Annotated in this window: 11 protein-coding genes; 6 read left to right on the forward strand and 5 right to left on the reverse strand. The window is 76.0% G+C overall.

The window, feature by feature from the left end; genetic code table 11:
* Positions 1-60: 60 nt before the first annotated feature.
* The 4 genes from ACFVFR_RS11915 to ACFVFR_RS11930 all read left to right on the forward strand — a co-directional run bounded on the left by ACFVFR_RS11915 (position 61) and on the right by ACFVFR_RS11930 (position 4,411).
* Positions 61-1,101, forward strand: a complete 1,041-nt coding sequence (locus ACFVFR_RS11915; RefSeq protein WP_383700064.1) for a hemin ABC transporter substrate-binding protein — start codon at positions 61-63, stop codon at positions 1,099-1,101.
* Positions 1,098-2,291: a FecCD family ABC transporter permease gene (locus tag ACFVFR_RS11920; RefSeq protein ID WP_383700066.1), complete on the forward strand. Its 1,194-nt coding sequence runs from the start codon at positions 1,098-1,100 to the stop codon at positions 2,289-2,291. The genes ACFVFR_RS11915 and ACFVFR_RS11920 overlap by 4 nt, the downstream gene beginning before the upstream one ends.
* Entirely contained in the window at positions 2,288-3,151 is an 864-nt protein-coding gene (locus ACFVFR_RS11925) for a heme ABC transporter ATP-binding protein (protein ID WP_383700068.1), read from the forward strand. Before ACFVFR_RS11920 ends, ACFVFR_RS11925 begins: the two co-directional genes overlap by 4 nt.
* Positions 3,152-3,439: 288 nt before the next feature.
* Positions 3,440-4,411, forward strand: a complete 972-nt coding sequence (locus ACFVFR_RS11930; RefSeq protein ID WP_383700070.1) for a hypothetical protein — start codon at positions 3,440-3,442, stop codon at positions 4,409-4,411.
* An 83-nt stretch (positions 4,412-4,494) separates the two neighbouring features.
* On the opposite strand, the gene ACFVFR_RS11935 is transcribed toward ACFVFR_RS11930, so the two are convergent.
* Positions 4,495-5,211: a bifunctional DNA primase/polymerase gene (locus ACFVFR_RS11935; RefSeq protein WP_383700072.1), complete on the reverse strand. Its 717-nt coding sequence runs from the start codon at positions 5,209-5,211 to the stop codon at positions 4,495-4,497.
* Between the two features lie 388 nt (positions 5,212-5,599).
* A complete protein-coding gene (locus tag ACFVFR_RS11940; protein WP_383700362.1) occupies positions 5,600-6,208 on the reverse strand; it encodes a TetR/AcrR family transcriptional regulator in 609 nt (202 codons plus the stop codon).
* A gap of 159 nt (positions 6,209-6,367) precedes the next feature.
* Between ACFVFR_RS11940 and ACFVFR_RS11945 the strand changes: the two genes are divergently transcribed.
* Positions 6,368-6,544, forward strand: coding sequence for a DUF6243 family protein (locus tag ACFVFR_RS11945; RefSeq protein WP_383700074.1), 177 nt, complete (start codon positions 6,368-6,370; stop codon positions 6,542-6,544).
* Positions 6,545-6,934: 390 nt separating this feature from the next.
* Positions 6,935-7,759 (forward strand): dimethylargininase, encoded by an 825-nt coding sequence (gene ddaH, locus ACFVFR_RS11950; protein WP_383700076.1) that lies wholly within the window; start codon positions 6,935-6,937, stop codon positions 7,757-7,759.
* Positions 7,760-8,094: 335 nt separating this feature from the next.
* On the opposite strand, the gene ACFVFR_RS11955 is transcribed toward ddaH, so the two are convergent.
* Genes ACFVFR_RS11955 through ACFVFR_RS11965 form a run of 3 tightly spaced genes read right to left on the reverse strand, consistent with a single transcriptional unit; the run spans position 8,095 to position 12,009 of the window.
* Positions 8,095-9,228, reverse strand: a complete 1,134-nt coding sequence (locus ACFVFR_RS11955; RefSeq protein ID WP_383700079.1) for a small ribosomal subunit Rsm22 family protein — start codon at positions 9,226-9,228, stop codon at positions 8,095-8,097.
* 10 nt (positions 9,229-9,238) lie between these two features.
* Positions 9,239-10,567, reverse strand: coding sequence for a serine hydrolase domain-containing protein (locus ACFVFR_RS11960; RefSeq protein WP_383700081.1), 1,329 nt, complete (start codon positions 10,565-10,567; stop codon positions 9,239-9,241).
* Entirely contained in the window at positions 10,489-12,009 is a 1,521-nt protein-coding gene (locus ACFVFR_RS11965) for a multidrug effflux MFS transporter (protein WP_383700083.1), read from the reverse strand. The genes ACFVFR_RS11960 and ACFVFR_RS11965 overlap by 79 nt, the downstream gene beginning before the upstream one ends.
* Positions 12,010-12,203 lie beyond the last annotated feature (194 nt).

Raw genomic sequence — 12,203 nt, forward strand, 5'->3', positions numbered from 1 at the left:
CCCGGTCGGAACCCCGGGGCCGGCACACCGTGGACGGCAGGACGACAGAGAGGCGTTAACGTGCAGCAACGGCAGTCGGGGAGGACTCCCGCCCGCGTCCCGCGCATCGTCGCCGCCCTGGCCGCCGCGCTGACCCTCGCGGTCGGGCTCACCGGATGCGGCGACTCCGAGGGCGGCTCGGGCGGCTCCGGGAAGAACGCCTCCACGGCGAGAGCGGAGACGCTGGAACCGCTGGCGGACCGGCCCACGCCCCACCTGCCGGCCACCGTCACCTCGGCCGACGGGCACCGCACGACCGTGACCAGCACGGAGCGGATCGTGCCGCTCACCGGCTCGCTGTCGGAGATCGTCTTCACCCTGGGTCTCGGCGACCACGTCGTCGGCCGCGACGTCACGGCCGACTTCGCCCAGGCCCGGAAGCTGCCGGTGGTGACGCGGGCGCACGACGTGTCGGCCGAGAACGTGCTCTCGCTCAGGCCCACCGTCGTGCTGGCCGACACCGGCACCGGCCCGGCCGAGGCCATCGACCAGATCCGCGACGCGGGCATCCCGCTGATCGTCCTGGCACCGGCCAAGAAGCTCGACGACGTCGGCACCCGCATCGACGCGGTGGCCGCCGCACTGGGCGTACCGGACGCGGGCAGGGCGCTGCGCCAGCGCACCGAGGGCCGGATCGAGGCCGTCCGGGCCGACATCACGCCCCCCGCCGACGGCAAGCGCCCCCGGGTGGCGTTCCTGTACCTGCGCGGCTCGGCCGCCGTCTACCTGCTGGGCGGGCGCGACTCGGGCGCCGGCTCGCTCCTGGAGGCGGCGGGCGCGCGGGACGCCGGCGAGGAGTCGGGCCTGACCAAGGACTTCACGCCGATCACCAGCGAGGCACTGGCCAAGGCCGCCCCGGACGCGATCCTGGTGATGACCAAGGGACTCGACTCGGTCGGCGGCGTGGACGGGCTGCTCAAACTGCCCGGCGTCGCCGAGACCCCGGCCGGCATGGACCGCCGCGTCGTCTCGGTCGAGGACGGCAAGCTGCTGAACTACGGCCCCCGGACCGACCAGGTACTGCGCTCGCTGGTGGACCAGTTGTACGAGGACGCGGCATGACGATCTCGGCCACTCCCCCACCGCCTTCCGGGCCCGCGCGGGCCGGGAAGCCGTCGCGCCCCGAGGCGCCCGCGCGGGCGGAAGAGTCCGCCGGGCCCGGGGGGTTCGCGCACGCCACGCCGGACACCGCTCACCGGCGGCCCGCCCCCACTGGCGGGCGGCGGCGCACCCGGGCCGCCACGCTGACCGTGGGGCTCGTCCTCGCGCTGGCCGCGCTGTGCCTGGTCGCCGCCGGCACCGGCGCGTACGACATCCCCGTGGGCGGCGTCATCCGCTCGGCGCTGCACCGGATGGGGCTCGGCGGGGCCCCGTTGGACCGGGTCGGCGAGAGCGTGCTGTGGAACGTACGGCTGCCGCGTGTGGTGCTGGCCCTGCTGGTCGGGGCGTCACTGGGGTGCGCGGGGGCGCTGATGCAGGGCGGGTTCGGCAACCCGCTGGCCGAACCGGGCGTGATCGGCATCTCGGCCGGCGCCGCCGTCGGCGCGGTGGGCTCCATCGCGCTCGGCCTCACCTTCCTCGGCGACTGGACCGTCACCGTCTGCGCCTTCGCCTCCGGGCTGCTGACCGTGCTGGTCGTGTACGCGCTCTCGCGGTCGGACGGCAAGACCGAGGTGGTCACCCTCATCCTGACCGGCATCGCCGTGAACGCCTTCGCCGGGGCGCTGATCGGCCTGTTCATCTTCTTCGCCGACAACGCGCAGATCACCCAGATCACCTTCTGGCAGCTGGGCAGCCTCTCCCAGGCCACCTGGCCCAAGGTGCTCGCGGTGCTGCCGTGCGCGGTGGCCGGCCTCGCCCTCGCCCCGTTCTACGCCCGCCAACTGGACCTGCTGGCCCTGGGCGAGCGCCCGGCCCGGCACCTGGGTGTCGACGTGGAGCGGCTGCGGGTGGTCGTCGTCCTGCTGGTCGCGCTGCTGACGGCGGCGGCCGTCGCGGTCGCGGGCATCATCACCTTCGTCGGCCTGCTGGTGCCGCACCTGCTGCGGATGGCCGCCGGCCCGGGGCACCGCTTCCTGGTGCCGGGCAGCGCGCTGGGCGGGGCACTGGTCCTGGTCGCCGCCGACCTCGCGGCGCGCACCGTGGCCCAGCCGGCCGAGCTACCGCTGGGCGTGCTGACCGCGCTGTTCGGCAGTCCGTTCTTCTTCTGGCTGCTCCGCAGGACCCGTCGCAAGCAGGGAGGTTGGGCATGATCGCGCGCGCTCTGGCGGGCCGGCTGACCGGTCGGGCCCGGCGGCTTCCGAGCCGCCCCGCGCCCGGCGACCTGGCGGCGGACGTGACCGACCTGCGCGTGCGCCTGGGTGAGCGGCCGGTGCTCAGCGAGGTGGGGCTGAGCGTGCGGGCGGGCGAGGTGCTCGCGCTGGTCGGGCCGAACGGCGCGGGCAAGTCCACGCTGCTGGCCGCGCTCGCCGCCGACCTGAGCGCCGAGTCGGGTGTCGTGCGGATCGACGGCCGCCCCGTGACCGACTGGAGCCCGGCCGAACTGGCACTGCGCCGGGCCGTGTTGCCCCAGTCCGCCGCGCTCTCCTTCCCCTTCACGGTGGAGGAGGTGGTGCGGATGGGCCGGGCCCCGTGGGCGGGCACGCCGGCCGAGGACGAGGACGACCCGGCGGTGGCCTCGGCGATGGCCCGCACCGAGGTCGCCGAGTTCGCCGACCGGCCCTTCGGCTCGCTCTCCGGCGGCGAGCGGGCCCGCGTCGCGCTGGCCAGGGTACTGGCCCAGCGCACGGCCCTGCTGCTGCTGGACGAGCCGACCGCCGCACTCGACCTGCGCCACCAGGAGTTGGTGCTGCGGGTGTGCCGGGAGCGGGCCACGGCCGGCGACGCCGTGGTCGTGGTCCTGCACGACCTGGGACTGGCGGCGGCGTACGCGGACCGCACCGCGATCCTGCACGGCGGGCGGATCGCCGCCGACGGGCCGGCCGACGAGGTCTTCGACGAGGCGCTGCTGTCCGAGGTCTACCGACAGCCGGTGGAGGTGCTGCGCCACCCGCGCACCGGGGTGCCCCTGGTGGTCCCCCGCCGCGAGGCCGGCCACGGCCCACTCCGCTGACCCACCCCCGGGCGAGGCACGGGCGCACGCCGGCGGGCGGAGGCGTGGCGGGGGGAGCGGGCGGTGGACCGGCGAGCCAGGTCGTACGTCGGCCGGCCGGAGGGGGAGACCGAAGGGGAGGCCGTGCCGTGCGCCGGCGGGGCGCACCGCACCTCGCGCGGGCCGGCTCGGTGGCTGCGGAGGCGGCCGGTCCCCGGGCCCGGGCGGCGGCACGCCCCGTATAGGGTTGCGCCGTTCGTGGCGTCCCCGGTGCAGAGCGAGGCGCACCCGATGGAGCAGGAGCCCATGATGGGAAGGTTGCCCCGGCTGGCGTTGACGGCGCTGTCGACCACGGTGCTGCTGACGTTGACCGGCTGCGTGACGGTGCACGGCGAGCGCGCGGTGATCCCGGCGGTGAGCGAGGAGGAGGCCCCCCGGGTCCTTCGCCAGTTCACCGACGCGTACAACAAGGCGTGGCGCGCGGCCGATCCGAAGCTGATCGCCCGGGCCGAGACGGGCCCGCTCCTGGCCATCGGCAAGGCGGACCTGACGGCGGAGCGGGCCGAGCACCCGAAGGGCAACCCGCGCGCGAGCGATCTGGAGTTCAAGGACGCCCGCTACACCATCCCGCGACAGGCCGGCTGGCCGAAGTTCTTCGTCGCCGACGCGGACAGCAACCGTGGCACCAGCCGCTGGATGCTGCTGTTCACCCGGGGCGGCCCGCACGAGCAGTGGCGGGCCGCGTACCTGTCCCTGCTCAGCGACGACGAGGTGCCCGACTTCGCGCTGGACGAGGAGGGCTACGCCGAACCGGTCCCCACCGGCGCGGACTCCGGGCTGGCGATGCGCCCCGACCAGCTCAGCTCCGCGTACGTGAACTACCTGATGACGGGCGAGGGCGGGCGGTTCGCCGACGGGCCGGCCACCTCCGCGCTGCGGGCGGAGCGCCAGAAGCACGTGCGCACCCCGAAGTACTGGACCGAGTACATCGACACCCCCGCGCGCGGCGGCGACTTCGCGCCGGTCGGGTTGCGCACCAGGGACGGCGGCGGCGTGGTCTTCTTCGCCTCCTACCACCGCCAGAAGCAGACCGCCGCCAAGGGCTACCGGCCGACCCCGCCCAAGCGGGTCGAGGCGGTCATGACCGGCGAGGTCCGCAAGGCCATCACGCTGACCCGGGTCTTCGAGTCCTCCGTCCGCGTCCCGGCCGGGAACGCGACGGAGCGCGAGGTGGTCTTCCTCAACCGGCTTGAGGGCGTCACGACGGCCAAGGGCGAGTAACGCGGGCCGCCGGCGGGCGCCCCGACGGGCGCTCCGCGGCGGACGGTGGGGCCCGGCCGGGGCCGGGCCGGCGCGCGAGGGGCTCAGTGGCCGATCGGCCAGGCCGCCGTCTCGTGGTCCGCGTTCTCACTCGCGTACAGCGCGCACGCGTCGGTGAGCGTCTCCAGCAGGGACAGCGGGTCGGGCAGCGGGCGCTCGGGGCCCAGCAGCCAGGCCACGTGCCCGTCGCCCGGCAGTCGCGCCGGCGGCACCAGCACGTAGCTACCGCGACAGTGCCAGCGCAGCCCGGGGTGCTCGTCCATGGTCTCGGGGTGGCAGTCCAACTCGCAGGGCCACCACTCGTCCTCGTCGTCCGGGGTGCCACGGGTCGCGGTGAAGAACAGCATCCGGTCCGGGCTGCACGTCGCGACGGGCCCGACCTCCACGCCGGCGGCGCCGAGCCGCTCCAGGGCGTGCCGACCGGCGTCGACCGGCACGTCGAGGACGTCGTGCGCGATGCCGGTCGCGGTGATGAAGTTGGCCTCGGGCTGGGCCCGCAGCCACTGGGTGACGCGCTCGGCGTCGGTGGTGGCCTGGGTCTGCCAGGCGAAGGACACGGGATGTCGGGCCGGGGTCGGACAGCCCACGCGCTCGCAGGAACATCGGTAGCCGGCCGGGTGGGCGGCGGGGGCCAGGGGGAAGCCGGCGCGCGCCGCGGCCGACAGCAGGTCCTCACGCGCGCCCCCGGCGCCCGCCGGGTCCGCGTCCGATCCGCCCCTGGGTCGGCGCAGCCACTGGGAGAACCTGCCTTTGCGTTCCATATATCCCCTCGCTTCACCGCTGTCCTGCGATCAATGCTGCCACCATCCTGCTCCCCGGGTGACCGCGGTACGGAGCCGGGGCGGCAGAGACTATCCCGCTGCCCGGTCCCGAGTGGGGGCAAATCCCGATTTTTGGCCCTAGCGTTTTGCTTATGATCACTCGGGGCGTGGCACTGGCCGTCCACCCGCCGGACCTGAGCGCCCCGCCGCGCCCAGGGCGTGGGCGGCGGGGCCCGGTGGTCTCCGGCCCCGCCGCCCGGACCCCGGCGCGGGGCCCCCCGGCTACGGGGAGGGGGGCCGCCCGGGGGGGGGGGGGGGGGGGCAGCGAGGCGCGCGCCGCCCGGCGTCCGGGGTGGGGCGGCGCGCGGGGGCGGGGGGCGGCGTCCGGCTAGCCGGCCGTGGGGGTGGCGGCGATGCCGCGCAGCGCCTGGTCCACGACGGCGTCCGCGTACGCGTGGCTCATCGGCAGGGTCCGCAGCGACCAGCGGTGGAAGACGGGGCCGACGATCATCTCGACGGCCACCCGCACGTCCACGTCGGCGGCGACCTCGCCGGCCGCCTGGGCCGCGCGCAGTCGGCCCTCCCAGGCGGCGAGCTGGGGTTCCAGGACGCGGGCGTTGAGCTCCGCGCCGAGTTCGGGGTCGTTCTGGCTCTCGGCCACCAGCGCGCGGGTGGGCAGCGCGTACTTGGGGTGGTCCATCTCGTCCACGGTGGCGCGCAGGACGGACTTGAGGTCGGCGGCGAGGTCGCCCGTGTCCGGCAGGGTGATCTCCGGGGCGCCGTCGCTCTGGTCGAGGAAGGAGTCGAAGAGTACGGCGGCCTTCGAGGGCCACCAGCGGTAGATCGTCTGCTTGCCCACGCCCGCGCGGGCCGCGATGGCTTCGATGGTGAGCTTGCCGAAGCCGACCTCGCCGACGAGTTCGAGGGCGGCGTCCAGGATCGCGCGGCGCGAGCGTTCGCTGCGGCGGCTTGAGTCGGGGGCCGTCTTGCGGGCCATGTTCTCGGTCATACCGCCAACCTACCAACCACGAGACGAGACGCATCGTCTTGACAAGACGACGCGTCTCGCGGAAACTCCCCCGTAGACGAGACGAACCGTCTCGCCCACGGGTCGGCCCCGGCGCCGCCCGCACCCCGCACAGAGAAAGAGGCACCCATGAGCAAGGGACGCTCCGGAAGCATGCTCGGCGTCGGCGGCACCCGCGCCAACCTCTCCCGCTCCGCCCTGCGCGGCGGGCGCGGCGGGCGCGGGGCCCCGGGCCCCGACCCGATGGCGCGGAAGCGGGAGCTGCTGCGCGAACTGCGGGAGAGGAACGGGGAGACCGACGCGTGACCCCGCCGCCGCGAGCGGGGCCGCCCGCCCCGTCCGCGCGACGCTCCAGCACCAGGGCGCGCGGGCCCGTGGCCACCTTCGGCCGCGGGCCCACGCCGTGCGCCGAGGAGGCCGGCCGGGCCCGCGCGACCTCCTTCGGGGCACCCGCCGTGGGCCGCGCCAGTGCGCCGTGCGTACGCCGGCGCACTCGCCCGTCGGCGGGCATGGCGCGACCGACCGCGCGTGAAGGATCGTGTTACGTGACGAAGCGGCGCATAGTGACCGCTCAAGGGGTCGGTCTGGACTAGTGGCAAATGACCCACCCGGTCCATGTACGGCGGCCCAGCAGGATGGACGATTTTGGTGCGCACGCGATCCGTGCGCGCCCACCGCCACCGGGAGGAGCCCTCTTTGCGTACGTACCAGCGCCGCGCGATCCCGCGCCGCTACCTGATGTGCCCACCCACGCACTTCAAGGTCACGTACTCCATTAACCCCTGGATGGACCCGACCAAGCCCGTCGATCTCGCGCTCGCCCGCACCCAGTGGGAGGTGCTGCGGGACCGCTACCGGGCACTCGGCCACACCGTCGACGAACTGGCCCCCGACCCCGCGCTGCCCGACATGGTGTTCGCGGCCAACGGGGCGCTGGTCGTGGAAGGGCGCGTGCTCGGCGCCCGCTTCGCCCACCCCGAGCGCACGGCCGAGGCGGCGGCGCACGTCGCCTGGTTCCGCTCCCACGGGTACGCCGAGGTCTACGAGCCGGAGCACATCAACGAGGGCGAGGGCGACTTCGCCGTCACCGCCTCGCTGCTGCTCGCCGGGCGCGGCTTCCGCAGCAGCCCGCTCTCCCACCCCGAGGCCCAGGAGTTCTTCGGCCGCCCGGTCATCGGCCTCGACCTCGTCGACCCCCGCTACTACCACCTGGACACGGCGCTGGCCGTGCTCGACGACTCCACCGACGCCGACATCATGTACTACCCGGGCGCCTTCTCCGCCGGCAGTCAGGCCGTGCTCGCCCGGCTCTTCCCGGACGCGCTGCTGGCCACCGAGGAGGACGCGGCGGCCTTCGGCCTCAACGCCGTCAGCGACGGCCGCCACGTGCTGCTGCCGCAGGAGGCGGTGGGCCTGTTCGAGCCACTGCGCGAGCGCGGCTACGAACCGGTCGGGCTCGACCTCGGGGAACTCCTCAAGGGCGGCGGCAGCGTCAAGTGCTGCACGCAGGAACTGCGGTAGCCGCGCCCGACCCCGCCGGCACGACCGCCCCCCGCGGCCGGCCGTGACCTCTCCCCCGCCGACCCCTCACCCCAGCCGGCCCGGCCCCCTGGCCGACCCCGGCTGAGCCAGCTCGGCCACCACCGGCCGACCCCGGCCACCCGCCAGCCTCGCGGGCCGGGCGCGGAACAGCCTCTCCCCCGACCCCGCGCCGGGCCCGCCCGACGCGTCCGCGCGTCCCGGGTACGCGACCTCGCCGCACGGGGCGGGCGCGCCGGGCCGAGCCCGCGAAGCCGCGCGAGCCCGGCGTACGGCGCCGGGGCGCGGACGGCCCCGGCACGCGCGCCGTGGTCGGCTCACTCCTCCCGGGCCGCGGGCCACGGATCGCCCCAGGTCACGTCGCGGGCCGCCCGGTAGAGCGCGCCACGCCGCTTGGTGACCACCTCGCGGCGCAACTGACCGTCGGCCGTGCACAGGTCCAACCACACCTGGCCCTTGCGGATCTGCGGGTGTCGCACCACCCGGTCCTCCGGCGTTCCGCCGCCCACCCCGGGCCGCGCCGCCACCACGTAGCTGAACTTCTCGTCCTCGTACGACAGCGAGCCGCCCTTGACCTGGCGGTGCAGCGAGGAGCGGTTGACCCGGGCCGCGAAGTGGCACCAGTCGCCGCCGGGCGCGATCGGGCAGGCTCCGCCGTGCGGGCACGGGGCCAGCACCCGCAGCCCCGCGCCGACCAGCCGTTCGCGCGCCCGCAGCACCCGCAGATAGCCCTCCGGGGTGCCCGGTTCGACCACCACCACGGCCTGCCCGGCGCCGGCCGCCGCGTCCACCACCGTGTCCCGGTCGGCCTCGGTCAGCTCGCCGAGCACGTACGAGACCGTGACCAGGTCGGCCGACTCGGGCAGGGTGAAACCGGCGCCGATGGGACGCCGCTGCCAGCGCGTGCCGCGCAGCGCCACCGAGTCGGCGTCCGCCGCCAGCTCGCGGCCGAGCGCCAGCGCGGGCTCGGCCCAGTCGTAGACGGTGCCGGTGCGCCGCCCGTCGGCCCAGGTCGCGGCGGTGGCCCAGGTCGCGGCGCCGGTGCCGCCGCCGATGTCGACGTGGCTGGCCGGCACCCAGTGCGGGGCGGTGTCACGCAGCGCACCGAGCGCGTGCCGGGCGGCCTCGAAGGTGGCGGGCATCCGGTACGCGGCGTACGCGGCCACGTCGGAGCGGTCGCGCAGGACCGGCGCCTCGGTCGGGGTGCGCCCCCGGTAGTTGCTGATGAGCCGCTCGACGGCCTGGGTGGCCTGCTTGGGCGGGAGCCCGTCGAGCAGGGTGGCCAGCGCGGCGCGCAGGCTCTCGCCGGTGACGGGGCCGACGTCGGCGTCGGAGGCCGGGTGGGTGACGGCGTCGGTGGCGGCGGTGGCCGCGCTCGGAGCGGGCCCGGGGGCGGCGTCCGTGGTGGCGTCCGGAGCGGTGTCCGGGACGGGGGGACGGGGGGCGTGCATCCGAGGAAGTTTAGTGCCTGCCCGGAGCCGGTGGGCGCGCGCCGATCGCGCGGGCCAGACGGGTGGCCGCGGCGGCGCGCGGCGCGTTGTCCGCCGGCCGGCGGCGGGGGTGCACGGTGTTGGCCAGCAGCACCAGATAGCCGCCGCTGGCCGGGTCCAGGACCAGGCTGGTGCCCGTGAACCCGGTGTGCCCGGCCGCCCCGCGCCCCGCCAGCTCGCCCATGAACCAGGGCTGGTCCACCGCGAAGCCCAGGCCCGGCGGCGCGAGCAGCGTCGCCACGGACGCGGGCGTCAGGACGCGGACCCCGCCGCGGGCGCCGCCGGCCAGCAGCGCCCGGCACAGGATCTCCAGGTCCCCGGCCGGCGCGAACAGCCCCGCGTGACCGGCGACGCCGCCCAGCGCGTACGCGTTCTCGTCGTGGACGACGCCGTGCACCGGTCCCCGGTCGAGCTTGCCCCACGGGGCGCGCTGGTCCTCCGTCGCCGCGATGTGGGGCCGCCAGCTCGCCGGCGGGTTGAAGCGGGTACGCCGCATGCCCAGCGGCCCGGTGAGCCCCTCCCGGATCAGCGCGTCCAGCGGGCGGGCGGTGACGCGCTCCAGGACCCGCTGGAGCAGCAGCATGTTCAGGTCGGAGTAGCGGTAGGCCCCGCCCGGCGCGCTCAGCGGCACCTCGGCGGCCACGGCGGCCCAGCGGGCGGCGAACGGGTCGCGCCCCGGGCTGACGGGCAGCGCGTACAGCGGCAGCTCGGGACGCAGCCCCGAGGTGTGCGTGAGCAGGTGGCGCACCGTGATGCCGTGCGCGGCGGCGGCGTCAAGCTCCGGGGCGTACGCGGCGGCCGGCCCGTCCAGCGCGAGGGTGCCCCGCTCCACCTCGCGCAGCGCCACCACCGCCGTGCACAGCTTGGTCAGCGAGGCCAGGTCGAAGACGGTGTCGGTACGCGCCGCCACCCGCGCCGGCCCGGGGCCCGGCGCGGCGTGCGGGGGCGGCAGTTCGACGCCCCGGTCGGCGGTCTCGTCGTAGCCCGCGTACCGCACCGCCCAGCCGAACGCCTCGCGGACCAGGGTGCGCTCGCCCTGCCCCGCGAGGACCACGACGCCCGCGCACCAGGGCCGCTCGCCGCGCGGCAGCGCCGCCACCTCGCGCACGAGCCGGGCCAGCTCGCCCCGGTCCGGGCCGGGGTGCCCCGGTCCGGTGTCGGGGGCCTGGCGCGCGCCGGTCGGGGGCGTGCCCGGTCGGGGGGCGGGGCCCGGCGGGGTGGTCAGCTCCGGGTCGGGCCGCCGGCCACCGGGGTCTGCTGGGCCCGCACCGTCTCGTTGCCGCTCGTCGCGCGCTGCCATGGACGGCACAGTCCCACGAACGCGGCGCCGGCGGCGAACGTGCAGCCGACCTGGACCACCGTCATCGGCACCGCCGTGTCCTCGCCCGCGATGCCGACCAGGGGCGAGGCGATCGCGCCGATCAGGAACGAGGTGGTGCCCAGGAGCGCGGAGGCCGAGCCGGCGGCGTGCGGGGTGCGCATCAGGGCCTGGGCGTTGGTGTTGGGCATGACCAGACCCATCGCGGACATCAGCACGAACAGTCCGGCGGCCATCGGCACCAGGCCCACCTCGCCGAACACGCCGCCCGCCATGAGCAGCAGCGCCACCGAGGCCGCCATGATCACCGCGAGCCCGACGGCCACGGCCTTGTCGAGGCTGACCCGGCCGACGAGCACCTTGCCGTTGAGCTGGCCGACGGCGACCAGGCCGATCGAGTTGAGGCCGAAGAGCAGGCTGAAGGTCTGCGGCGAGGCGCCGTAGATCTCCTGGATGACGAAGGCGGAGCCGGCGACGTAGGCGAACAGCGCGGCGAAGGCGAAGCTGCCCACCAGCGTGTAGCCGGTGAAGACGCGGTCGGCGAGCAGGCCGCGCATGGTGCGCATCGCCTCGCCCAGTCCTCCGGTGTGCCGCCGCTCGGGCGGCAGCGTCTCGCCCAACCAGCGCCAGACGACCAGCGTGAGCAGGATGCCGATGACGGTGAGGACGACGAAGACGCCGCGCCAGTCGGTCAGCCGCAGCACCTGGCCGCCGATCACCGGCGCGATGATCGGCGCGACGCCCGAGATCAGCATCAGTGTGGAGAAGAAGCGGGCCATCTCGACGCCGTCGTACAGGTCGCGCACGATCGCCCGTGCGATCACGATGCCCGCGGCGCCGGCCAGTCCCTGGAGCAGCCGGAAGGCGATCAGGAGTTCCGCGCCCGGGGCGAACGCGCAGATGGCGGTGGCGATCACGTAGATGACCATGCCGATGAGCAGCGGGCGGCGGCGCCCCCAGCGGTCGCTCATGGGCCCGACGACGAGCTGCCCCAGGGCCATGCCCGCCAGGCAGGCGGTGAGCGTGAGCTGCACGGTGGCGGCGGGGCTGTGCAGGGCGTCGGTCACCTCCGGCAGCGCCGGCAGGTACATGTCCATCGACAGCGGCGGCAGCGCGGTCAGGCCGCCGAGGATCAGGGTGACCAGCAGCCCCGTGCGGCGCTGCGCGGCGAGCCCCGGCGTGCCGGGAGCCGTGTCGGGGGCGGGGGCCGTGGCCCTGCTCCGCGGCCCAAAGGCGCGCTGGCCGGGCACGGTGGGGGCGGGGGCGGCGGCGGAGGAGCGCGCCGGCCGCCCGGGTATGACGGGGTCGGCGGTGGCGGCCGGGGCGTCGGCGACGCCGGCGGGGGCGTCGGGCACGGTGGCGGTCGTGGAGGCGGAGGTCGGGGTCTCGGTGGGCTCGGCCGCGCGGGGGCCGGGGTCCGTCATGCGTGACTCCATAGTCGTTTGGTGGCCTAACCATGTTGTCACGGTGGAGCCGTGGCTTTGGCCGTATCCGCTCGGCCGCGCACGTGATTCCCGGCTCAGCCCACCCGGCCCTCCGCCGCCCGTACGTGAGGGCCCCTGCCTGGTCGGGGCGGGTGGCGCGGGCGGGACGGTGGGGCGGGTACGAGGCGGGTGGG

Source organism: Streptomyces sp. NPDC057702, from assembly GCF_042799315.1.
In the GTDB taxonomy this organism is placed as follows: Bacteria; Actinomycetota; Actinomycetes; order Streptomycetales; family Streptomycetaceae; genus Streptomyces.